General features: G+C 41.7%; 20 protein-coding genes and 1 pseudogene. 4 read left to right on the top strand and 17 right to left on the bottom strand.

Annotation, left to right across the window (positions count from 1 at the left end):
* Positions 1–20 precede the first annotated feature (20 nt).
* The 3 genes from DYE48_RS11875 to DYE48_RS11885 all read right to left on the bottom strand — a co-directional run bounded on the left by DYE48_RS11875 (position 21) and on the right by DYE48_RS11885 (position 1,688).
* Complete coding sequence (locus DYE48_RS11875) at positions 21–287, bottom strand: hypothetical protein (RefSeq protein ID WP_115823819.1); 267 nt, start codon at positions 285–287, stop codon at positions 21–23.
* Positions 288–566: 279 nt separating this feature from the next.
* On the bottom strand, positions 567–1,328 hold the full coding sequence (locus tag DYE48_RS11880; protein WP_115823820.1) for an aminoglycoside adenylyltransferase domain-containing protein: 762 nt from the start codon (positions 1,326–1,328) through the stop codon (positions 567–569).
* A gap of 12 nt (positions 1,329–1,340) precedes the next feature.
* Positions 1,341–1,688, bottom strand: a complete 348-nt coding sequence (locus tag DYE48_RS11885) for a DUF4260 domain-containing protein (protein WP_115823821.1) — start codon at positions 1,686–1,688, stop codon at positions 1,341–1,343.
* 502 nt (positions 1,689–2,190) lie between these two features.
* Between DYE48_RS11885 and DYE48_RS11890 the strand changes: the two genes are divergently transcribed.
* Both DYE48_RS11890 and DYE48_RS11895 read left to right on the top strand, forming a co-directional pair.
* On the top strand, positions 2,191–3,045 hold the full coding sequence (locus DYE48_RS11890; RefSeq protein ID WP_115823822.1) for a hypothetical protein: 855 nt from the start codon (positions 2,191–2,193) through the stop codon (positions 3,043–3,045).
* A gap of 53 nt (positions 3,046–3,098) precedes the next feature.
* Positions 3,099–4,226, top strand: coding sequence for a toxic anion resistance protein (locus tag DYE48_RS11895; RefSeq protein ID WP_115823823.1), 1,128 nt, complete (start codon positions 3,099–3,101; stop codon positions 4,224–4,226).
* Between the two features lie 810 nt (positions 4,227–5,036).
* On the opposite strand, the gene DYE48_RS11900 is transcribed toward DYE48_RS11895, so the two are convergent.
* Positions 5,037–6,833, bottom strand: a complete 1,797-nt coding sequence (locus tag DYE48_RS11900; RefSeq protein WP_115823824.1) for a BMQ_0737 family morphogenetic spore coat protein — start codon at positions 6,831–6,833, stop codon at positions 5,037–5,039.
* A 1,050-nt stretch (positions 6,834–7,883) separates the two neighbouring features.
* Here DYE48_RS11900 and DYE48_RS11905 point away from each other — a divergent pair.
* Both DYE48_RS11905 and DYE48_RS11910 read left to right on the top strand, forming a co-directional pair.
* Positions 7,884–8,210, top strand: a complete 327-nt coding sequence (locus tag DYE48_RS11905) for a PadR family transcriptional regulator (protein WP_115823862.1) — start codon at positions 7,884–7,886, stop codon at positions 8,208–8,210.
* Positions 8,211–8,228: 18 nt separating this feature from the next.
* Positions 8,229–8,888 carry an HAAS signaling domain-containing protein gene (locus tag DYE48_RS11910; protein WP_115823825.1) on the top strand — a complete coding sequence of 220 codons (660 nt, stop codon included), beginning with the start codon at positions 8,229–8,231 and terminating at the stop codon, positions 8,886–8,888.
* Positions 8,889–8,978: 90 nt separating this feature from the next.
* On the opposite strand, the gene DYE48_RS11915 is transcribed toward DYE48_RS11910, so the two are convergent.
* The 13 genes and pseudogenes from DYE48_RS11915 to DYE48_RS11980 all read right to left on the bottom strand — a co-directional run bounded on the left by DYE48_RS11915 (position 8,979) and on the right by DYE48_RS11980 (position 22,615).
* On the bottom strand, positions 8,979–9,698 hold the full coding sequence (locus DYE48_RS11915) for a putative immunity/bacteriocin fusion bifunctional protein (protein WP_115823826.1): 720 nt from the start codon (positions 9,696–9,698) through the stop codon (positions 8,979–8,981).
* 397 nt (positions 9,699–10,095) lie between these two features.
* Positions 10,096–10,218, bottom strand: a pseudogene (locus DYE48_RS11920) (aminoglycoside adenylyltransferase domain-containing protein); the annotation flags it as partial.
* A gap of 115 nt (positions 10,219–10,333) precedes the next feature.
* Positions 10,334–11,311 (bottom strand): Ltp family lipoprotein, encoded by a 978-nt coding sequence (locus tag DYE48_RS11925; protein ID WP_244199415.1) that lies wholly within the window; start codon positions 11,309–11,311, stop codon positions 10,334–10,336.
* 687 nt (positions 11,312–11,998) lie between these two features.
* Positions 11,999–12,757 (bottom strand): HpcH/HpaI aldolase family protein, encoded by a 759-nt coding sequence (locus DYE48_RS11935; protein ID WP_115823828.1) that lies wholly within the window; start codon positions 12,755–12,757, stop codon positions 11,999–12,001.
* Complete coding sequence (locus DYE48_RS11940; RefSeq protein ID WP_115823829.1) at positions 12,754–13,482, bottom strand: alpha/beta fold hydrolase; 729 nt, start codon at positions 13,480–13,482, stop codon at positions 12,754–12,756. The genes DYE48_RS11935 and DYE48_RS11940 overlap by 4 nt, the downstream gene beginning before the upstream one ends.
* Entirely contained in the window at positions 13,482–14,105 is a 624-nt protein-coding gene (locus tag DYE48_RS11945) for a cupin domain-containing protein (RefSeq protein ID WP_115823830.1), read from the bottom strand. Before DYE48_RS11945 ends, DYE48_RS11940 begins: the two co-directional genes overlap by 1 nt.
* Positions 14,106–14,196: 91 nt before the next feature.
* A complete protein-coding gene (locus tag DYE48_RS11950; RefSeq protein WP_115823831.1) occupies positions 14,197–15,630 on the bottom strand; it encodes an aldehyde dehydrogenase family protein in 1,434 nt (477 codons plus the stop codon).
* Positions 15,631–15,643: 13 nt separating this feature from the next.
* The gene (locus DYE48_RS11955; RefSeq protein ID WP_115823832.1) at positions 15,644–16,843 is read right to left on the bottom strand and encodes an iron-containing alcohol dehydrogenase; all 1,200 of its coding nucleotides are present in this window, start codon (positions 16,841–16,843) and stop codon (positions 15,644–15,646) included.
* Positions 16,844–16,890: 47 nt separating this feature from the next.
* The gene (locus DYE48_RS11960) at positions 16,891–18,054 is read right to left on the bottom strand and encodes an ester cyclase (protein ID WP_208639656.1); all 1,164 of its coding nucleotides are present in this window, start codon (positions 18,052–18,054) and stop codon (positions 16,891–16,893) included.
* 51 nt (positions 18,055–18,105) lie between these two features.
* Positions 18,106–18,870, bottom strand: coding sequence for an SDR family NAD(P)-dependent oxidoreductase (locus DYE48_RS11965; RefSeq protein WP_115823833.1), 765 nt, complete (start codon positions 18,868–18,870; stop codon positions 18,106–18,108).
* A 22-nt stretch (positions 18,871–18,892) separates the two neighbouring features.
* Entirely contained in the window at positions 18,893–19,912 is a 1,020-nt protein-coding gene (locus DYE48_RS11970) for a LacI family DNA-binding transcriptional regulator (RefSeq protein WP_115823834.1), read from the bottom strand.
* Between the two features lie 65 nt (positions 19,913–19,977).
* The gene (locus DYE48_RS11975; RefSeq protein ID WP_115823835.1) at positions 19,978–21,567 is read right to left on the bottom strand and encodes a sodium:solute symporter family transporter; all 1,590 of its coding nucleotides are present in this window, start codon (positions 21,565–21,567) and stop codon (positions 19,978–19,980) included.
* A gap of 43 nt (positions 21,568–21,610) precedes the next feature.
* Entirely contained in the window at positions 21,611–22,615 is a 1,005-nt protein-coding gene (locus DYE48_RS11980; RefSeq protein WP_115823836.1) for an ester cyclase, read from the bottom strand.
* Positions 22,616–23,073 lie beyond the last annotated feature (458 nt).

Consider the following 23,073-nt stretch of genomic DNA (forward strand, 5'->3'; position numbering starts at 1 on the left):
CATGCTTTTTTTCTAAGATATTAAGCTTCGAGTCCTGTGTAATGAACATCTTCATAAACACGCCCAAGCGATGTGTGCAGACGTTTAGAAATACTCTCCGCCTTTTCCATCGACGTATCGGTTTTAACAACAATCGTTTCGAAGTTTCTCTTCATACTTTTATTGGGCCATACATTCACGAATACGTCATATAACGAGTCATCTTCCTCGGTCGCCTGCAAGTAAGAGATCGTGATATAGTTTCCGCCAATATCTTCTATTTTTTGTGTAATTTGATTGTAATCCATCTGTTTCACCTCTAATAATAATTAATCTTCTGCTCAAGAAGCCAAAGAATGCCTTATCTACTATACATGAATTAGAGGGAAGATGATAGTCCGTTTTTGACCTGGGATTAGGAATAAACCATTCTGTGGAGAAGGACGCAGTGTAGTCTTTATATACGCGGTGTTTTTCTGGTGAGTTCAATATTTTAGTGGTTTCAAGATATCGTCTGCTCGCCTCTACTCATCGTTGCTCCCTCTCATTCGACTGTAGCAACGAACCAACTTCACGAAAGCCTACCATTATTTTTGCCTCCCCACCTTCTCTAGAAGGGAAGCCTCTATTTTTCCTTGATAATGCCGTTTGAATGATGAAAGTTCTTCATCTGAGATCGAAATCTCATCCCCCCGCCTACGCTTCAATACTTTCTCCACGGTTTTTGAAAAAGGAGAATTCAACGCCCACTGGCCGGCCTCATCCTTCGAGTAGATGCGTTCATCTTCCATATAATAATAGATCCGGAGAATGTTCAACACACTATAAACCGGGTCCTTCTCGACATTTTCCAGACAATCCTCATAGTCGCTCAGGATCGAATTCACATAGTCCTCTTTCGGAACGGGAGGGAATACTTCATCGGCCGGTTTTCCGAACAACACACACCCGCTGTGATGGATGATGGTCAGATGAGCGGCCAAGTCTGCGTCTCTCCGTGCTGCCCCGTCCGAATAAGTAGATACGCCCTCGAGAAAACGATTCCTCCAGTCCTCGCTGTAGTGGTAATCAAACGGGCACGGGTGCTGCCATTCGTTTAGTTGACGGCGGTTCAATACAGAGATTTCAATCGGATAAGGAGATCCCGACCGCTCGAGCAGAAAATCTGTCAGCTGGACGGCATCCATCCGGGACATCGGTCTTTCCGTCACGACGATCAAATCGACATCACTTTTCTCAGGCACAAACCCGCCTAATACGAGCGAACCATGCAGATACACGCCTGTTAAATTCTCACCGAAAATTTCATAGAACTTCTCCGTACAACCTACAAGAAAAGAATCGACCATTGATTTACCCTCCTAGACTTTTTGAAGATGAGTGTCCTTGAAACCGGTCGGATATTTCAACCCATACCCGAGCATCCTGTCCATCCCGTTATGCGCCATCCAGATCAAGCTGATCATCAGGAGCCCATCCAGGGATGCGAGATTAGCAGCTACGATGAACAATAACGGTAGAACGTAACTATGGGAAAGGTTATAGACAACCGCCCCTACTCTCTCATTGACGAGGTATCCGAGCATGGAAATGTCGAAGATCAATAAAAGGAATACGAATGCGAGCCAGCTGAAATCATTTTGCTGGTAGAAATACAGGCTTGCCATGAATACGAATGCCCCTTCCAAATGAAGGAAAACCCTCGTCACTTGAACCCCTCCTGTTCATGACTCTCAACACCAACATCGATCTATATCCATTTTGATAGGAATACTTGTATGACCAACATATCATTTTTCATTGGATTAAAGTTCAAATTTTAATAAACCTTTACAAAATGTTTAGTTATATAGCTTTGATAAAGATCGTAAGCCTCACTCCTGTTTATCAGAAGGGCTTCAGCACACGATACATAGCTAAAGACCGCACATACTTTCAATCAGTACACCTCAATGAAAACATTCACCCCCTACTACCATTCAAACTTTGAATAGTGTGATGTAAAATTGTGAAACATTATAGCTCTTATATACGTATATTCATAGTAAATGGAAGATAGATTTCCCACAGACAATAACTCCGACCCCTCCTTCTCATGTGGAGGTGACGTAGGCATATCTTAGTCTGAAACCCCATTTTGTGGTATTCTTGAAGTATTATAGATACATTTAGTCGCGGAAAAAGGAAAGACGGAAAAGGGGCTGACGAAGCATGGAAAACCTCAATTCTTTTATGCTTGAGAATTTGGAAAGAGCATTCATGCCACATACCTCCGAATATCAGCGCTACATCGATTTTCAAACGATGAGAGATATGAAGCAGGTGATCAAAGGGAAACGCCCTGTTTATTTCGATCTGGATATAAACGAACTGGTAGAGATGAACAAGCGATATATAATGGATGGATTTTGGAACGGTGTCTTCTTCTCCGCCGTGATCCCCAAGTCCAACACATTCAGGGGGACCCTCGAGTTTTACGGCAAGCCGCCGAAAATGCTGTTGGGCCGCTTTGAATGGATCGAAGAAGAAAATGCCTTCTTCCCTACTTTCTTGAAAGAAGAATTCACGAGAAAAAAAGGACTCGGAGGTACGCTAAGAGATTTTTCAGAAGTACTGTTCGAACATGTGAATACCTATGTCGAGCACATGGAAGTATCCGGAGAGAGTACAATGTTTGAACATCCTGAGGAACCAATCTTCGAAGACTGGGACTTCCCGTTTCTCGAAAACCATCCGGACCTTCAGCAGGAGTGGGCCTCCTTGAAGGAACGGACAGAGAAACAGTTCAGACGGATGGAAGAACTCGACATCGAAGAGCAATACGCCCTTGAGACGATGATGGACAAAGACGTCCCTGACTTCATCGCCTCGTTCCAACGATTGTCGGATGAAAATAAGGAAAATCGGAAACATGAACTGGTGGAGACGATGTATGATCTGCAGAAGTTCATCGAAACACTGGAGCGAAAAGAAGAAGAAAGCCATACGCAGAACTTTGCCAGAAGCAAAGGAATCATTGCTTCGAAATATAATAAGGAAGACGAAAACTTTCTTTCGCGAAAGTAAACGACCGTTTTGTTTTTCTTAAAACCAACGAATGACATACAGGAGGTATGGACATGAGTAAACATTCTCCCTATAAAGATAAAGAAGCGGAAATGAACCAACAGGACCTGAGAGAAGCGATGACGCTGATTGAAAAAGAAGATATCGACCGCCTGAACGAAGAGGCCGAAGCCTACGCAGGAAGGTTCGATTCATCCAGCGACGACTCCTTAACCGATGTGATGAGAGAACTCGGGGACCTCGGAGAAAAAGAACAGCGCGTCGCCGGGGAAACGATGGAAACGTTGAAGCGCCCTGTCAACGACCTCATGACTAAAGGCAATAACGAGATCCCAGAGACGTTGAAAGAACTTGAGACGATCGTATCGGACCTTGATCCGAAGCGCACCGAAGGCAACGGCGTGCAGAAGTTCTTCTATAAGCTAAGCAAAAAGCAGCCCATCGACCGTTACATGAAGAAATATGAAACCGTCGACTCGAAGATCGATACCGTCGTCCGCAGCCTGCTTGCAGGGAAAGACCGTCTGGAAGAAGACAGCGTCGAATTGCAACTCATCAAAGAAAATGCCCAGAAGCGTATTTATGACCTGGACAAGCAGATTTATCTAGGGAAGAAGCTGTTCGAGCTTTTGAAAGAAAAAGAAGCGACCGGGGAATACGACCTGGCGCTGCTTACAGAAGGAAAAGAGAAAATCATTACGCGGACGAGAAACATGACGCAAATGAAGAGTGTCTTGCACCAGAGTATTTCTTCTGTCGATATCATCAAGAAAAACAATGAAAAGCTGAAGGAATCGATCCGTAATGCGGTTACGCTGACGAAAAATATCATTACCGTCTCAGCTTCCATTCAGCTGGCGCTGAATAACCAGCGGAAAGTGATCGATACGGTGAACGGCGTCAATAAAGCGACCGAGGAGATGCTGCTTTCGAACTCCAGGAATCTGAAGGAGAATGCGCAAGAGACGACAGAGATGATGGAGAATCCTGCGATCAGTATGGAAGCCCTTCAGGAGTCTTTTGATAATGTATTTGATGCATTGAAGACTACTGAACAGTCGTCGGAGCGGATTATTGCTTCGAGCGAGCAGTTTATTGAAGAGATGGATACTTTGAATGAAAATGTGCGGAAACAATTGTCCCAGACGGGTAGTTATAAGCAAAGAGCGCTTCGTGACTGAAGCGCTCTTTTAATTTTAATTACTGGACAGATTAGTTGGTGGACTGGATAGATTATTTAGTAAATTGGTCAAATTAATCGAGTGAGAGCGCTCTTTTTCACGGAAAAAAAGCACACCTTGAAGCCAAGTATTAAAAAAGCAGGATCTGAATACATGTATAACCTGCTATCCATGGTGTCTGACGCTGGCCCGGATGTGTCAAATGAGGCACTCTTACAGCGATCGCTTCATAAAATCCAAGGATCTCAACAATGTGGGTCTGACTCCATGACTCCTATGCAGTTCCCCTCTTCCTTTATCTGCTATTCTGAAATCTTCGCACCAGAGCAGACCGCGTTACACCCCGCAAATGGCACCTGTGAAATGGTCTAAACAAATTTTTAAGAAGCTTAATGGACCGGTCACCTCACTACTTTAACTGACTTACCTTCCCTACATTACTTAAGCGTATTGCAGACACGAGAACATTTCAGATTTTTTCATGTTTGGAAGACGAGCAGATGAGATGACGGCACACATGGAGTCAGACCCACAGGGATGAGAGCATTGAAGTGCATGAAGCGTTCGCTGTAACAGTGCCTCCTGCTTTTGCATCCGGGCCAGCGTCAGACACCATGGATGGCAGGATGATCCTGTATCGATCTTTTACTTGGTCTTGCTGCACAGGGTTTCTGGACAGGAGAAGTCGTTATTAAATAGACATCCATCATCCTGTGTTATTACCATGTAAAAAAAGTGCCTGCCCCCACTTCGTCAATATTTTATCGAAGTGGGGATCAAGTACTTCCTTTCTACCAATTTAAAAGTATTTTACATAATTACTGTATTATCAACCAAATCGAAATCATCGAGCGACATTGTGAAAGTACTTCCACTAGTTGTAAAACCGACCGGAGCGATCATAGAAGAGGTATCGTCCACCGTACCCCAAGGCTGAGCTACATCCAGGATATTTCGCACCACTTGAATTTGATCGTCGTTAGGTGAAGTTCCACCGCCGAAGCGGTAATCCACGTAAACAGCAAATCGATTTTCATTCGGATTGATAATGGTATTTTCTTCTATAAGAATGGTATCAAGGCCGGGGAAATTAATTGGTAGAAAAATGATGGAACTCCCCGAGCGTGTCTGGTGATCAATATCATTCTCACGAATAAAGAGAGACACGTTCATAAAACCTGACGTGTTTAAGAGCGCAAATTGGGTGTGCCGTTCCATGGAGTTTCCTTCGATTCGAATTGTGCCATCAAACACGTCATTGCTATTTGCCTGCTCGAACGTGAGTGTCCCTCTGCTTGTGGGACTACCCAAAAAAGTATTGTCGGTAATTACGGTATCTCCTAAGACTCCTTGGAATTGTATAGAGTTCTCATCTCCGGTGTGGATGAAGGTATTCCCTGTAAGTGTCAGGTCTTCTGCTTTAATAAAAGCATTTCTCTCCCCACCCGATATCACCGATTCCCTAATTGTGATTCCTCGATAATAATCAGCAGTTCCCCTCTCAGGTATTACCAGCAAGGATTCGTCTCCAGCGGTCGGATCTGTGGGACCAAAGAAAGAAAGCTTCGAGATGGTGATGTTATCGGCTCGTAGTCTGAGACTTGTGGTATTGGTCAATGAATCCGGAAAGATCACATTCGTTTCTTCGGCTGAAAACCCCGTGATCGTTAGTGGTTTATCAATTGTGAGGAACGTGGTTTGTGGATAATTACCTGGAAAAACAATCAACGTATCATTGGGGTTTGCGTCGTCTACTGCTGGTTGTATTTCATCATAGAAGATACCTTGATTCACATTGAAGACTCTTCCGCTTGGTACTTGACAGCTAAAATCCTGTGGAAGCTCTATAGCACCCGAAGGGCATGGCACACAAGCTTCGGAAGTTTGGGTTAGGACTAAACCACAATTCCCGTTTGAACAGACCAGTGTTTCGTTACATGGAGTGGTACATGGATAACAGACTAAGTCCCCTGCAGAGATCCCGCCACATACACCTTCGGCCGCAGTGACTTCATACAGACATATAAGCGGAGGGATGGAGACAGTTAGTGTTGTATCTATTTGATTTTGCACCCAATCATATACGCGGTCGGTATTAAAACAAAATGCCTCTTCGGCTTGGTTTGGACTTATGGAATTCCGTTCACGACACGGCAGGGGATCCTCCGACAATTGCGGCGGGCATGAAAGTGGAGGAGCGGGCTTAGGACAAGGGCGCTGAAATTCTTGTTCTCTTGGTTGGCAGAACATAGCCTCAAGCTCCACAGTGACGTCAGCAGTCGATTGAACGCCGACGCATAAGTTCACATTGACATCAGCGAGAGTTTCATTTGGGTTATCGACAATTGTACAAACAAAACAATCTGAACTTGCGATTTGGCATTCTACACTTGTACCGGATGGTGCGCATAAGTAATACGTTTCACATATGCTGAAATCTGCTGTCCCGCTTCTGCCGTCGTCAAGCGTCACGTTCATTGTACCTGTAATTAAAACCCGGACTTTCTGGAGGGTAATGACTGCACCACTAGGGAGCGTAAACTGTTGTTCACTACGTCCACCAGGCTGAGGAATCTCTGAACAACTTACATTGGTGATTGTACACATGAATACTTATCTCCTTTTGATAAGTGAGCTATGAAAGGAAATAGTTTGAAAGTCATTTCCATTTTTACCACCTTCTTTATATTGAAGTTAAAAGTTATAGTATTCATATGCTCTTCTAACTTCTTACGATTGTGCGGAGGCGGATGTCAGCAGCCGACCACCGGTACGTTATGTAAAAAAAGTGCCTGACCCGCGCCAAGTGAACACTTTAGCTCAGTAGGGCTCAGGCACTTCCTTTCAAACATTCTTTTTCACAGAAAAAAACACACCTGATTACCAAGTAAAAAAAGCAGGATCTGTATGCATGTACAACCTGCTATCCATGGTGTCTGACGCTGGCCCGGATGTGTCAAATGAGGCACTCTTACAGCGATCACTTCATAAAATCCAAGGATCTCAACAATGTGTGTCTGACTCCATGACTCCTATGCAGTTCCCCTCTTCCTTTATCTGCTATTCTGAAATCTTCGCACCAGAGCAGACCGCGTTACACCCCGCAAATGGCACCTGTGAAATGGTCTAAACAAATTTTTAAGAATCTTAATAAATCGGCCACCTCACTGATTTAACTGACTTACCTTACTCACATTAATTAAGCGTATTGCAGACACGAGAACATTTCAGATTTTTTCATGTTTGGAAGACGAGCAGATGAGATGACGGCACACATGGAGTCAGACCCACAGGGATGAGAGCATTGAAGTGCATGAAGCGTTCGCTGTAACAGTGCCTCCTGCTTTTGCATCCGGGCCAGCGTCAGACACCATGGATGGCAGGATGATCCTGTATCGATCTTTTACTTGGTCTTGCTGCACAGGGTTTCTGGACAGGAGAAGTCGTTATTAAATAGACATCCATCATCCTGTGTTATTACCATGTAAAAAAAGTGCCTGCCCCCCACCTCGTTAACACTTTACCGCATCGGGGGTCAGGCACTTTCAGTTAGGGAAACCTGAAGGATTTATACTTAAACACACGAAAAATAAATCAGTAGATAAGTTTTCACTATATACGTTTTACACATAGTGATTTTTGTTGTACAATACAAATATGAAAACAAATGATTCTTGGAAAGTGCAGTTACGTAAAGGTGTTTTTGAGATTTTAGTCCTTTCCTTCATTAGCAAGAAGCCGATGTATGGCTATGAAATTAATGCAGCCATTAACGAATTCCCAGAATTTGAAATTCCAAATGGCACCATTTATCCCATACTTCGAAGATTGCTTAAAAACGAATGGGCTACTGCTTATTGGATGAAGTCATCGAGTGGACCAGAGCGTAAGTATTACGAAATAACTGAAGAAGGAGGTAAGATTTTAAAGGATCGAATTGAGTTTTACAGAACACTGAACGATACGCTTTCGTCCCTAGAGTAAGGAAAAAGGAGCTGGAAAATGGATAAAAAACAATTCTTTTCTATTGGCAGTGTAAGGAGCTATCTTGATGATCTTAACAAAAATTTGCAAAGCTTACCATTAGAAGAGAGAAATAAATACTTAGCAGAAATAAAAGCAGATATACACGCTAGTGCTTTGGATATCGAGGAAAACAATAAGATTGAAAGTGAAGAAGTCCTAGCAAAAGAAACATTGCAATCGTTTATGTCACCGGAAAATTTGGCAGACGAAATACTCAATGAACATAAAAATGATTTTGCTGATAATCATAAAGCTAATAAATCTACTGCTCAACTTTTCACTGGGTTTAGTGTCGGGGGCCTAGGAGCTTTATCCGTTCCTATACTTATCGGCTTTATAAATATTTCTGCCACCCTTCCATTTCTTATCGCTATACTAATCGGTACAGTAACAATAATAGTAAATAAGAAAGTACTTTGGAATCAACAGATGGTTAGTTACTTTAAGAAGACAATAAGATATTCCACATTTGGGTATCTTGCTTTAGGGTTCGGATTCTTTGCAATTAGATTGATCATTTCAGGAGAGCTCGACAATTTCGTTATTTATTATACTTTATTCTATTTGGCTATTGGAGCCCTATACATTTTAGCCTTAAATAAAGTTTATCAAAGAAAAGCAGTACAGTTGCAATAATATTAATAGCGTTTCTTGTAATTAAACCAAAATAAAAGAAGCGCATCTAATTAGATGCGCTTCTTAATCTTATGTTTTAAATTGATCATTTTAAGTAAAGGAGCAACCCACAAGGAAAGCTGCATTACATGCCAGGGAAGCTGCAACACCAGCAGCCGGAATAAATACTGCAAGTCCACCTGTAGCTGCTGTACATGCCAGCAAGCCAGAAGCGCCACAAGCAAAACTGATTCCGTTAAATGTGAAGTCAGCTGTTTGGAACTGACCAGATCCCTCAGTGTTGGAAGTTTCCTGTTTAACATCATAGGACACTAAACTTTGAACTTGGAAATCTTCAGCTAACGTAGTGTCAACTTTATTAAACTCGTACCTGATTACCTCATCATTTGCTAAGTCTACCCACACAGCTTTTTGTGCAAGCTTATTTTCATTTTTAATGTAGAATTCTGTAACGATTCCTACATGTTCATAAACCTTCTCGTCATCCTTTAGGTTTTTAAAACTAATGTAACTAGACGTTTCCTCTTCCTTAGTATACCCCTCTGTTTCCAACTGGTCGAAAATCATGGCATAATCAGCATCTTTTTCGGAAACCAAATGATCCAATTCATTTACAACGCTTTCCCCAGGTTCCATATTTGTTGTAGTCCCATCTTCCTCAAGCTGGGCAATCAATTCATCAACATTGGCACCTTGGCATTCCTCACAATCACCAGATAATGTAGAAGCTGCGCTTACTGGGGTAGCTGTGTTTGCAAATGGCATGGCTAGAAGTGTGATAGCCATCATAGAAACTAAAATTTTCTTCACATGACTTCTCTCCCTTTTTTTGTAATTATGTTGCAACACAATAAGAACTTTATCACCCTTATTTTACAAAAACAACATAATTTACCAAAACTGGTACATAAGTTACATACCTAGTGAGTGGAAATAGTAAATAAGATTCAAGTGTAGTTGTTTCTTATATAGTTAAATTTTATATACCGCTAGAGTATTGACACCTAGATAGCAGCCATTTTTTGATGCCTTAAGTTTTCCTATAAATGCCTGGTACACTACTGTCTTTAAAAAAACTCCCTAATCTTAGGGAGCTTTTTGAAAGAGAAGCGTATCACTTTATCCAAGCATCTACTTCTTTCCGGTAAAATGCCCGTTGAATGCAAGCAGTTCTTAGAAAAAACAGCTTCTTCTCCTCTCCTTCTTTTCAGCACCTTCTCCACCATAGAAGAAGAAAAGAGCTCATTTCCCACCGTCCAGCCTCATCCTTCAAAAGAATTTTACCCTTTTTCAAATAAAGATAGACCCGGAGGATATTCAATACACAATAAACAGGGTCATCCCTTCACGAATCCGTCTTACGAAGAGCACACATCCTTTTTCATAAAGGATTGTCACAAGGGCAGCTGAATCTAATTGATGGTGCCTGCCCCTTCCACCTTCGATTACAATCCCACTTGACTGGCCGCATAAGCTGCATGTTCTTGGCTGAAGCCTTCAAAAACCAATTGATCAATCAGACCCTGTCTTGAGAATGCCATAAAATCAAGATACTCCTCGGCCTTGATCACCGCCTGTTCCTGCCAATCCACCGAAATATGTTCTACACCATAGGTGGCATCTTCTGTGCTGAATCCCTCAAACTCCAATTGATCGATCAAACCTGACTTCGAGAATGCCATGAAACTTAGGTATTGCTCAGCCATAGCTACCGCCTGCTTTTGAGAAACGGTTACGCTGTCTTCTTTAGCTTTACGCTCTTCCTCCTCCTTTGCTTTCCGTTCTGCTTCCTCTTTAGCCTTACGCTCCTCTTCTTCTTTGGCTTCCTGCTCTTTTTGAGCTTTTTCCCTAGCTTCCCGTTCTTCTTGTTCCTTCTGGGCTTGTTCTTTAGCTTCTCGCTCTTCCTGCTCTTTCTGCGCTTGTTCCTTAGCTTCTCGTTCTTCCTGCTCTTTCTCTGCTTGTTCTTTCTCTTCTTGTTCATTAGCCTCTCGCTCTTTATCTTCCTCTTCCTGTTTCGCCTTCGCCTCAGCTTCTTTGTCTGTTATAGAAGCATTAACCTCTTCCGTGACCGGGACATCCTCGCTCATCGCTCCCACAATAAGGACAAAGACTAGTAATGCGAGAAGACAGCCCCCTGATTTCAAAAAGTTTCGAAGCCTGTTCCCCTTTCCTTTCACGAAGGCTAATATGAAAAAGACGACCATACCTGCTAAAGCTAATATCATTAGAAACCCTAAGAAGATTAGAAAAGCTCCGTCAGCAGATCCTACAAACATAGCCAGGACGAAACAGGCGAACAGACAACCACCAGATTTTAGAAGGTTCCCGCGCCTGTGATCCTTCCCTTTTACAAAGGCAAAAACAGAAAAGATGATCATCCCTGCAAAAGCCAATGAAATTAAAATCAGTAAGAATGCGTCCACAAATAACCTCCTCTGATTTTTATAACATCTCCTTCCAGTATATTAATCAAGAAGCGATACTATCCTTTTTCATTCGGGATGTGAAAACGTTCTAAAATTTGCAACCTGCTTACCCGACATTAAACTCAAATGATGTACCACACCAAAGAGCGCTTCATGGCTGAAACGCTTAGCTTGTAGAATGAAGGTGCCTGAGATGATGGGTAATCCTACGCGTTAACACATTAGCGAAGTGGGGTAGGCACTTTTCTTTTGATGCCCTGAAAACGACAGAAGAATCGTCGGAGCGGATTATTGCTTCGAGTGAACAGTTTATTGAAAAGATGGATGCTTTGAATGAAAATGTGCGGAAGAGGTTGTCCCAGACTGGTGTCCATAAAGAAAGAGCGCTTCGTGACTGAAGCGCTCTTTCTTTATGGGTGGCTATCAAGGCTTAAAATTCCAACACTGCACCTTACAAGTTAGTTGAGCATCAATGGTCCTTTTTAAAATGAACCCGATATCACTGTCTGGTCCCTGATAAGCTGGAGTGTTAACTCACTGGGGGCAGGCACCATACCCTAAAAAATTCTCTATTACAAGCATTACTTGAGAGGACTTTATGATAGAACACTATCAAACCGCTCAATAGTTTATACTATTGAGCGGTTTCTATAATATAGAATAAAGAGAGAAGTGAAAATTGATCTATTTGTTAGTTGACTGTAAAACGCTCCCTAGAGCATTTGCAATTACCGTTATGGCAACAATTCCTACATAAGAAGCCCCTTTATCATAAGCTTTGTTAGCTCCAGTGGCATCATTAGCAACCGTACCTATTTTAATATCTCGTTCTTTGGCTTCCATGTAAATCCTTTCTACAACTCTCCTAACTTCCGGGTGATTAGGTCCTTCCTCTTTATACCCCATATTGACTGATAAATCTGTGGTTCCAATAAAAGGGAAGTCTATCCCTTCGACATTGATAATTTCGTGAAAGTTTTCTGCAGCTTCCAAAGTTTCGATGTGAGGAATGACTAATATTTCTTCATTCGATTCGTCTAAAAAATTTTTTCCTTTTTCTTTTCCATAGTGAGCAGCCCGATGTGAATATGCTGCTCCTCTCCGACCTCTGGGAGGGAATTTTGCTTTTTGGACTGCTTCTTCTGCCTCTTCTTTCGTATTGATCATCGGTACTTGAATACCTAATGCCCCGCGGTCTAATGCCTTTTGTATACTCGATTGATCATAGGAAACACGGACAATTGGCACAAGGTCAACGGAATCAGCGGTACGAATCATATCTTCTAACTCAGTTGGGCTAAATGCTCCGTGTTCATCATCAATAACCACAAAATCATAACCAGCATACCCGATCATCTCAACTAGTGGAGGAGAATAGATCCCTAAAAAGCTACCCAATACACTTTTACCTTTCTCCAATTTTTCTTTCAGCGGATTCTTCAAAAGTCATTCCTCCCTTCGGTTGTTTCTAATAACCAGGCACGTAGAGCTTCGCTAACTGCCTCAGGCTGTTCTAAACTGCTCAAATGGCCGCATTGATCAATGACTTTCAAGGTAGAGTTTGGTATTAATTCTTCCATTTCTTCATGAAAAGCCGGGGGGCACACGTTATCTTGCATCCCTGTCAATAAAAGAGTGTCGCACTGCAACTGCTCCAAGTTCTGTCTCGCATCTGATCTTGTAGAAACGGCTTTAAGCTGGCGTATATAGGCTTCAGGTCCAATGTTTTCTCCCATGCTTACGATGGTCGAAACTAACCTCTGATCCTGTTGTCGATTGGGATGAATCAAATTAGGCAATAATTCCTCTTTGAGGACTTCCATAAACCTTCCTTGTTCCACCAAGTGCTCGAGATGATCCCATGTTTCCAATTGCTCAGGTCGGGGGGCATATGGGTTCGAATTAAGAAGAGCAATTTTGCTGACACGCTCTGGTGCTTGACGGACAACTTCCATCGCTACTATGCCCCCTAAGGATAATCCAGCAAGCGCAAAAGTATCTGGAGCTCCTTCCAGTACAGATTGAGCCAGCTCCTCTATAGACGTAGCTACCGTAAGATCAATGACAGTCATATCTGCAATGTCGTCAAGACTTGCTAGTTGATGATTCCATAAACGTTCATCACATAAGGTACCTGGCAGAAGGAGTAGTGGGGTTTTGTGAGCCATTACCTTTCTCCAGACCGAAGTTTTTCAGCTATTTGTTTCTCTAATTCTTCAAAGTTATCAGGTTTGATCATTTTTCCTTTTTCATCGGCATGGAATCCAAATTCTGAGGCTTGCTTAATGATTTCAGGTGCCCAGTAGGGATCTTTCCCGTCATACACTTTATGTTGTTCTAAAACAGCAAAACACCAAGCATCTTCCTCGCTGATATTTTCGAATCCTCTCCATAACCCTGGAGGTAAAGAAATCATATCCCATTGATCAATAATCGTTTCCCCTTCTATTTCTTCAGGGCTATCTCCCCAATAAAAACGCCACTTTCCAGTCAATGGAACAAAGGCCTCAATATAATCGTGACTATGAAAGGCTGGACCATTTCCAGGCGGTGCTTTCACCATGCCAATTTGAAAGCCATGGGGTTCTGTAATTTCCGGAGAATATTTGTCGTTTTCACTGGCCGTATCACCGATTAAGGCATAATTCAATCGTTGGTGTCCAGGGATGATGCTGTCTATAAACATTAAAGGAATCGATTTTGATTTCAACTCATCAAAGCGAACGATCCAGTTTTTCTCCATTTCCTCATTAGTTACGGATTTTTTAACTCTTGGCTGTTGATTTTCCATACAATCCTTCCTTTCTAATTCTATAATTCATTGATTTTTATTTTGACTGAGACTACTCCCCCTCCCTAACTGCAGAGAGGAACTACTCATTTTATAATTTAAATGTGATGAGCTTCATTTCTGTCATCTCTTCGATAGAATACTTGATCCCTTCCCGACCGGTGCCGCTGTTTTTCACTCCTCCATACGGCATTTGGTCTACCCGGAATGTCGGAACATCATTGACCATCACGCCACCAACCTCAAACTTTTCAGCTACCTCAAACGCTTTATTAACAGATTCTGTGTAGATGCCCGCTTGAAGACCATATTCTGAATCGTTCACTAAGGAAATAGCTTCATCCAACTCTTTATATTTTGTAATTGTTACAATAGGGGCAAAAGCTTCTTTACAATTGACTAAGGAATTCTGGCCCGTCTCAGTGAGGACGGTCGGCATGAACATATTCCCCGATCGTTTCCCCCCCTCTACGATGGAAGCTCCAGATTGAACAGCTTCTTCTAACCAGTTTTCTATCCGTACCGTTTCATTGGGATGTATAAGAGAAGAAAGGTCTGTTTCCTCTGAATGGGGATCTCCCAATACCAGTCGTTTTGTTTCGTTAACAAAGCTTTCTATAAAATCTTCATAAAGAACTTCGTTTACGTAAATACGTTGAACAGAAATACATACTTGACCAGAATAGGCAAAAGCACCTTCTACACAACGCTTCGCTGCTCCCACAATATCTTCTGTACTATCAATGATTACAGCTGAATTTGACCCAAGCTCCAACGTCACCTTTTTCAGTTCAGCTTTCTCCCTAATACTAAGACCTACTTCATAACTGCCAGTGAAAGTGATGTATTTCACTTTGTCATTTTTCACAAGCAAATCCCCAATCTCACTGCCTTTTCCCGTAACAACATTCAATCCACCATTGGGCAGACCAGCTTTTTGAAAAAGTTCAGCTGTGAACAAAGCACTTAGAGGAGTTTGTTTTGCTGGTTTCAAAACTACTGGATTGCCCGCAGCAATAGCTGGTCCAAGTTTATGAGCAACAAGGTTGAAAGGAAAGTTGAATGGTGTGATGGCTGCAACCACTCCAACAGGTTCACGAACGGTATAACCAAACCGTCCACGTCCACTTTTGGCTGCATCCATAGGAATCGTTTCCCCATGAATACGCTTTGCTTCTTCTGCAGCAAATTTGTAAGTTTCAATTGTTCGTCCCACTTCGCCTCTTGCAGCTTTCAACGGCTTCGCGCATTCCTTAGCTAGTATAAGAGCGGCTTCTTCTGCATGCTTTTCAAACAGAGAAGACACTTTCTCAAGAATGTTCGCCCTTTCTAAAGCAGTCAACTTCTTGATTTGACTAGAAGCGTTATCTGCTGCCATAATCGCTTGTTCTACCTCGTCCTCAGAGGCCAATGGGATATATCCAATCAATTCTTCACTGTATGGAGATGTCAATTCATAATATTCGTTTGTTTCCTGCCAACTGCCATTGAGAAACAATGACTTTTTTATGGTAGTATTCTGCAAATCATCTACTCCTTTATTGGCCACGATAGGCATTTTCATAGATTTTTAATATTTGTATTTCTGTTAGTTCATAAGGCGTGTTTAAAAGAAGACGATCAACTTTTGATGCTTGTTTTGCAAGTAACGGAAGATCTTCTTCTTGGATCCCAAGCTCTGATAGGGAGGTAGGGAGGCTTAATGTTTCTAACAACTCATAAAGGTAATGGACAACCGCTCCTTTTGCTTGATGGGGATGGTTTGTAAAATCACCCAGATGCAAAAATGAAGCCACCTCCACCATTTCTTCCATACAGGACTGCCCGATCACTTCGAATACAAACGGCATGAGTAGCGCATTCGCCACCCCGTGCTCTACATGGTACTTCCCACCTAGTGGGTAGGCCAGAGCGTGGACCGCCCCGACTCCTGCATTAGCTAAGGAAACACCAGCAAGTAGACTAACCCAGCTCATCTCTTTTCGCGCTTCTAAATCTTTTCCGTTATGGACGGCTTTCGGAATATTGGCAGCGAATAATTTCATCGCTTTTTCTGCATAGATTTTTGTCATTGGAGTCGCCCGCGCAGCTACATACGATTCTAGAGCATGTGTGAAAGCATCCACGCCTGAAGCGGCTGTCACTTTTGGAGGGCAAGATAAAGTAAGGACAGGGTCCACAATGGCTACATCAGGCAACAAACTTTGACTCACTAGCCCTCGTTTCACTTCTTGTTCTTCATCACCAAAGATGGCGTTCATTGTGACCTCTGAACCTGTGCCTGAAGTAGTCGGTAATAGAATGCATTTAACGTTTCGTGTCTCTATGGATTTTTGCCCGCTGAAGCACAAGGAAAGGTCCTCCTCATGCGCCAGGGCAGCCGTTGCTTTAGCTACGTCCAGAGCACTTCCCCCTCCGATTCCGATAATCATGTCACTCTCATGCTTTCTCACCCTATCAATCGAATGAGCAAGCAAATCAAAACTTGGCTCCCCTGATATATCAGTGAATGTAGTGATATCTTTGTCTAGAGGAGCGAGAAGATCCAAAATTTTCTGTACAACTCCTACTTTTTCCAAACCTTTATCGCTGATAAGGGTGATTTTACTGGCATCCAGTTTCTTCACTTCTTCTGCAAGAGTGAGGTTGGCATTCACTCCGAACCGAACATACCCTGGCATGAAAAAATCCTGAAAGTCTTCCGTTTTCACTTGTGGCTGGATCGTTTGCATTGACATTTTATTCCCTCCTATATTTGAATGCGCATTCAAAAAATAATACATGTTTACTCACTTTCTTCTGAATGGAAATAATCATCCTCTGAATCTATGTGCACCTGCCGGAGTACATCTAGACCGTCAAAGGTAATCCATTCTTCCACCACCTTCTGGTTATATACTTTCAAATGACTAATACCTGGGATTTCCACATGGTTTCCACTAGGTTCTCCGAAATATCCAATACCCTCATGAAGTCCCATCATCCTCCATCTGACCGCCACATCCCATTTTTCATGAGAAAGTTCGTTACAAGTCACCCTTTCCACGATGAACTTGGCATTTGGAAATGATGCAAATAAACTCACAAGCATGCCCTGTATTTGTTGCGTACCAATTAAATCCTTGTCACAAATATAGTGGACGGTGGAATGATCCATATAAAAGTCTTTGACCTTGTTGAACAGCCTCCGTTCCCATATGTTGTTATAGAGTTCAAGAATGAAGTCTCCAATTTCGAACTCATCATGTTTAGGTATATAGGCAGTAGGTATATACTGCCCTTCCATTGTTTCATTAGCTCCGAACCTTGTTTGCAATGAGGCTTTTTTGTTCTTCGTTTTTTTAGCCAATTGTTTTGCGACTTCAACAGGATCAAGATCTAGCTGCTGAACTATATAGAGGTTATCCCTGACCAACCATTCTTCAATGATTCGGTTGGAATGTACGAAGCAATCCACGATCGTCCGGAAGAATGCTTTTTTCCCTGTCGAAGGTCCAAAGGATGAACCTCCAAGATTCGTAGCTTTTGATGCGATACGATGGGAAGAGTAAAAACCTTCTTGGTCATTCCCCGACCAAACAACGTTTTCTCCAAGCAATCTTCGGTCAGGGAAAGCGTGCAAGGTTTGTAAAGTCCCGGATACGACTTCATTGATCCCATGAATATTAAGGGTACCCGTATGCATAACGACATTATTGTGATACGTGTCATAAATCACGCCAATGCCTTTTTCCTCCCAGATGTTATGAGTGATCTTCATGATATAGTCTACAAAATCCAAATAATCCTCATCGAACCCTTTCATGCTCTGCTTTCTCTCTTTATTCTGAGAATACTCATTATAATCCGCGTACCCGACCGAATTTACTTCACTTGTGTCGCCATAATAAACGCGATCATGACTTAAGTTTCTATCATGATTCATAAACTCATTTTCTGTACTTTCCATAAATACGCTCCTTTCGACTTTTTGAATCCGCATTCAAAATTGGTTACACATTTAGATGGCCGTCCAGCCTCCATCTACTTTAATCGTTTCACCTGTAATAAAATCGGCCATATTCGATGCCAAAAAGATCACAGCTCCCGTCACGTCCTGAGGTCGCGCAAGTTTTCCTAAAGGAATCCTGTTGATGACATCTTCTCGGAACGAAGGCTCCTCCAACATCTGTTTGGTCAATTCTGTTTCAATAAATGTAGGAGCCACTGCATTCACATTGATATGTTGAGAGGCCCATTCGACAGCCAGAGCTTTCGTAAGTTGTACAGCACCGCCTTTACTTGCACAATAAGGCGCTCGTTTGAAATAACCTACAAAAGCCATTTGTGAAACAATGTTGATGATCTTCCCCTTCTTCTTCTTCAGCATGTACCGCCCGGCCTGCTGAGAGCAGAAAAAACTGCCTTTCAAATTTGTGTCAATCATGGAATCCCAGTCTTCTTCTGTCACTTCAAAAGCTGACTTTGGCAAGTTCACACCTGCATTATTTACGAGGATATCAATTCCTCCCATGAGCCCAGCAGCTTCATCTACCATCTGAATAACTTCAGTGACTTCTCTCATATCAGCTACGATATAATAATGTGGTGTGCAAAACCTACTCAGTTCATTCGTAGTCTCTATTAAGGCATTCTCATCCCTTCCTGTAATGACAACAGAAGCACCGAGTTTAGCGAATTCGATAGCTACATCTCTTCCTATCCCTTTACTTCCTCCAGTTACTATGACATGCTTCCCTTTTATATCAGAGAAATGGGCAGTCATCACTTCACTCCTTTCCTCTTCTTTATGGTTTGTATATGCCTGTCGTTTTTCTTGATATAAGCTCAGGTTCTAACACAATCTGTATCGGAGCATCCACATGTTCTTTCTCTTCAATTAACCCCACCAGTTTTTCTAGAGTTAACATCGCCATTTTCTCTTTAGGTTGAGTGATGGTTGTCAGTCCTATGAATTGGTTCTTGGCAAGATCTATATCATCGAATCCGATAACGGAAAGTTGATCAGGTACTGAAATACCTACACTAGCAGCAGCATCTAAAACAGCCAGTGCCATCTGGTCGGAAGATGCAAAAAAACTCGTAGGCCTAATCTGTTGGTTTAATAGATTCTTCGCAAACAGATAAACTTCATCATAAGAAAACTCACGATCATATATGAACTTCTCATTCATTTTCAAACCAAACTTATCAAGTGCATCTTTAAATCCTAAATTACGCAGATGTGTCGTTACATATTTAGAAGGACCTGCAATATAACTGATTTCCCGGTGATTAAAATGGTAGAGGTGTTCAACAGCGAGCTGAGCCCCTTTATAGTTATTGACTGCAATGTAGTTGGCATGATCATGCTCCATAATGCTGTTGTATAGAATAATAGGAAACCCTTTATCGTAAAGTTCCTTGATTTTTTGATTATCCTTGTCTGCTGAGGCGATAATGATGCCGTCTACTCTTTTTCCCATCAGTGTCTGAATGTATTTATTCAAGTTTTCCTCACTATGATTGGTATTACAAAGAATGACGTTATAATCCATTTCTTGCGCTTTCCTTGTAATCACTTTTGCAGACTCTGAAAAGAATGGGTTTGTAATATCACCAAGAATCAAGCCGATGGTTCTCGTTTTCTTGCTGGCCAAACTTCTGGCAATTTCATCTCTAGTAAACCCTAATTCCTCGATTGCTGTAAGGACCTTTTGCCTTGTTGTCTCCTTCATAAAAGGATAGTTGTTCAATACTCTTGAAACAGTCGATTGTGATACTCCAGCTTTTTCAGCAACATCATAAGCACTAATGCGATCTTTCATGTTTTAAAATCCCTTCTATTATATACATTTCATCTTTTAAAATGAGAACATTCAGTCTTCTTTCATTATAACTGAATGAGGAGTAGAAAGACCGTTTGAGCGATAAAGAATCCTAATAAAATGTAAGTGTACTTGTCGATGGCACCAGGTAAAATAGACGTCCCTTCCTGATCTTCGGTTCGACCCTCTGCCTTAAGCTTTGATCTTTGACCAAGAATTGTGAATTCTTCGTAGCCCACTTTTTTTGTTTTGAAAAGAAAACTTGCTGTGTAACCAATGATTAGTGTAAAAGCACAGCCTATAGGATAATTCCATAACCAGTTCACAATTCCCATTTTGCCTATGTAGGCTGTTAAAATGATTCCAACTACAAAACCTACCGCAACCCCTTTATCATTTGCTTTTTTCGTCAACATGCCAAGAAGGAACATAGCAAGAATTGAACCAGAGAAGTAGGAAAGGTAACTTCCGACTACTTGAAGAATGGAAGCTGTCGTGTCTCCGAAAGCCAATAATGTAAAGACAATCAACAACAATCCAAAAACCAGAGTGAAAATCATAGAAACTTTAAGCGAAGCCTGTTCGCCTTTTGTTATGAATTTTTCATACACATCTTTTATGAAAACCGTGGTGACGGAGTTCAATACAGAGTCAATACTCGACATGGCAGCTGCAAAAACCCCAGCTATCATGAGTCCAAGAACACCAACAGGGATATTGGAAGCTATGAAGGTGATCATAACATTGTTGGAATTCTCGAATGAACGGCCATCCATCGTGATATACAACAACACGCCAATTAACATAAATACAAAAAACATGATGTTCATAACAAAACCACTGATACAAATGGACTTCTTCACTTCAGTTACGGATTTGGCAGCAAACATGCGCTGCGTTTGGGTTTGGTCTGTAGCATAATATTTCAACCACAAGAAAGTACCACCAATTAGAGCCACCCAGAACCCGTTTTCGAGTTGGACATCCAAAGAGAAATCAAGCGCTGCAAGCTTTCCATTTTCCTTCGCTTCACCCAAGGCTTCAAAGAAACCCACCTCCAGGTTTGCGATGATAATCCCCATGGTCACTATGAGTCCTCCCCAGAGGACAACCATTTGTATCGCATCGGTCCAAATTACCGCTTTTATCCCTCCAAGAAGCGTATATATGATAGATACGACGACGACGATAGGAACGACCACAGACAAAGACCACCCCGTAAATTGCTGAATGATTAAGGATGGGATAAACAGAAATGATCCGACCTGAATGATATTCGATACAACAAATCCAAAAACTGCCAGCATCCGGCTGATCCCACCAAGCCTCATCTCAATATATTCATAGATAGACGTAACATCCAAGTTGTAGAAGAATGGCAGAAATACGGACAACGTAATGATCATGACAATAGGGATACTGTAATTCAACATAAAAGCAATCATACCTGACGTATAGGCCCAACCTGGACCTCCGATAAACCCATTAGCACTCATCGTGGTAGCAGCAATCGATAAAGCGATCGGTAGGGTTGCTACGGATCTGCCACCAATGAAATAATCTTTCTGTGATTTATTTCCCTTCCCTAGCATGTACCCCATAACAATCAAACCTGCCATGTATGCCACAATAATCGTTATATCAATTGGATGCATGTGATCACCATCACTCTCCTGTATTATTCAAAATATTTCACCTTCACCTGATAAGGTATTGTCTTTTTCTTAACCTATCGAAAATATCAATATCCAACTGAAGCAAATATTCTACAATGTCTATCAAAACCCAGTTTTCTGCTAGTAAATCATCTTCTCTCCTCCACCAATCCATAACTCTCATCGTCACTTTTTTATTGGGGGCTGGTATTCCCAACCATCCCGCGCCAGTGTGTGTCGCTTCCACACTGGGCCACCCCGTTGAAGCGATGTAAGTGCCATCAGCAAATCTTGCAGCATGATTGTGCCCACCAACACGATCTGGTAGAGCTTTGACAAAAGGACCTTGATGGTAATCTTTGAATCCTTGTATTCCTTTTGTCGTCCCTATTCCTCCAGGGCCATACCACATAAAGTCCTCTTTCCAGAATGCTTCCAACCCCTGTTTTTCTAATCCAGATGAAGCTTTCCTTAGACCTTTGAAGATCATATTCTCTACCAGTTGGAGAGACTTCGCTCTCTCATGAGTATCGTCTTCTTTCATCAAAAGTCCATCGTATGTAGAAGGGCCGGGTACATTAATTTCAGGAGCTAAGGCTGGAATGAATTTGAATCCTGCTTGTCTCATAACATCAAGCATATCGATTAACAATCTTGTTTCTATAATCTTTCCATCCTTGATTTTATGGAACTCCCCAAACCTTATCCACGTCGCATGTTGACTAGCTGGAATCTCCAGCCAATCATTTATAAATGTTCCAACAAAGTTTCCGGTGGCAGTGACCCAGTGATTTTCTTGGTACTCTCCTGCCATGAGAATATAGGAGTCTTTTTTCAAATCTGGAAAAGAACGAACTAATGGTTTGTAGAAAGTGTTTATTATCTGATCAATACCCTCTACTTTGTTAATGGGATGAAAACAATAGAGGACTGCATCCTCATGATAGTAATCCCTAATGTTCTCAGCGATATTATCATTATTTGAGTTGTACAACCTTGACGAAAGTTCATGAATCATTTTCTTATTTTTCAAATGTACAGATTCCATTTAACCCCTACCTTATTAAAATTTTTAACTCTTGAATCCGCATTCAAAACAAACAAAAAATTAATACTCAAAGTAAGTCGTATACATTATAGATTTTTGAATCCGCATTCAAAAATTCACAAAAATAATTTGAATGCGTCTAGAGACTTCCTCCTTCCTTTAAGAGTTACTGAGAATTATAAAGAAAAAAATTACAATAGTAAAGGATATTTTTTAATTTTCTAAAAATTCAGCCGCTATTGAGTTTAGGTTTTTTTACTGTACAATCCAATTAACATTATCCTGGCAACCAGTTGAACGAGAAAGAAAGAAGAAAGAAAGTGCCTGACCCCCACCACGTTAGCACTTTAGCGCAGTGGGGGTCAGGCACCTTCAAGGCACCTTCATATTGCCTTTTATAACAACTTTTTAATACTCTCAACTTCCATCTTATGGTTAAACAACAGTCCTCCAGGCAC

Origin of the sequence: Halobacillus trueperi (assembly GCF_003386945.1) — a bacterium.
Lineage (GTDB): Bacteria > Bacillota > Bacilli > Bacillales > Halobacillaceae > Halobacillus > Halobacillus aidingensis.

Excerpts from the sequence above, each read along its gene's own strand:
- DYE48_RS11875 (WP_115823819.1), bottom strand. The coding sequence starts at position 287 with ATGGATTACAATCAAATTACACAAAAAATAGAAGATATTGGCGGAAAC.
- DYE48_RS11880 (WP_115823820.1), bottom strand. The coding sequence starts at position 1,328 with ATGGTCGATTCTTTTCTTGTAGGTTGTACGGAGAAGTTCTATGAAATT.
- DYE48_RS11890 (WP_115823822.1), top strand. The coding sequence starts at position 2,191 with ATGGAAAACCTCAATTCTTTTATGCTTGAGAATTTGGAAAGAGCATTC.
- DYE48_RS11895 (WP_115823823.1), top strand. The coding sequence starts at position 3,099 with ATGAGTAAACATTCTCCCTATAAAGATAAAGAAGCGGAAATGAACCAA.
- DYE48_RS11900 (WP_115823824.1), bottom strand. The coding sequence starts at position 6,833 with ATGTGTACAATCACCAATGTAAGTTGTTCAGAGATTCCTCAGCCTGGT.
- DYE48_RS11905 (WP_115823862.1), top strand. The coding sequence starts at position 7,884 with ATGAAAACAAATGATTCTTGGAAAGTGCAGTTACGTAAAGGTGTTTTT.
- DYE48_RS11910 (WP_115823825.1), top strand. The coding sequence starts at position 8,229 with ATGGATAAAAAACAATTCTTTTCTATTGGCAGTGTAAGGAGCTATCTT.
- DYE48_RS11940 (WP_115823829.1), bottom strand. The coding sequence starts at position 13,482 with ATGGCTCACAAAACCCCACTACTCCTTCTGCCAGGTACCTTATGTGAT.
- DYE48_RS11945 (WP_115823830.1), bottom strand. The coding sequence starts at position 14,105 with ATGGAAAATCAACAGCCAAGAGTTAAAAAATCCGTAACTAATGAGGAA.
- DYE48_RS11955 (WP_115823832.1), bottom strand. The coding sequence starts at position 16,843 with ATGTCAATGCAAACGATCCAGCCACAAGTGAAAACGGAAGACTTTCAG.
- DYE48_RS11960 (WP_208639656.1), bottom strand. The coding sequence starts at position 18,054 with ATGGAAAGTACAGAAAATGAGTTTATGAATCATGATAGAAACTTAAGT.
- DYE48_RS11965 (WP_115823833.1), bottom strand. The coding sequence starts at position 18,870 with ATGACTGCCCATTTCTCTGATATAAAAGGGAAGCATGTCATAGTAACT.
- DYE48_RS11970 (WP_115823834.1), bottom strand. The coding sequence starts at position 19,912 with ATGAAAGATCGCATTAGTGCTTATGATGTTGCTGAAAAAGCTGGAGTA.
- DYE48_RS11975 (WP_115823835.1), bottom strand. The coding sequence starts at position 21,567 with ATGCATCCAATTGATATAACGATTATTGTGGCATACATGGCAGGTTTG.
- DYE48_RS11980 (WP_115823836.1), bottom strand. The coding sequence starts at position 22,615 with ATGGAATCTGTACATTTGAAAAATAAGAAAATGATTCATGAACTTTCG.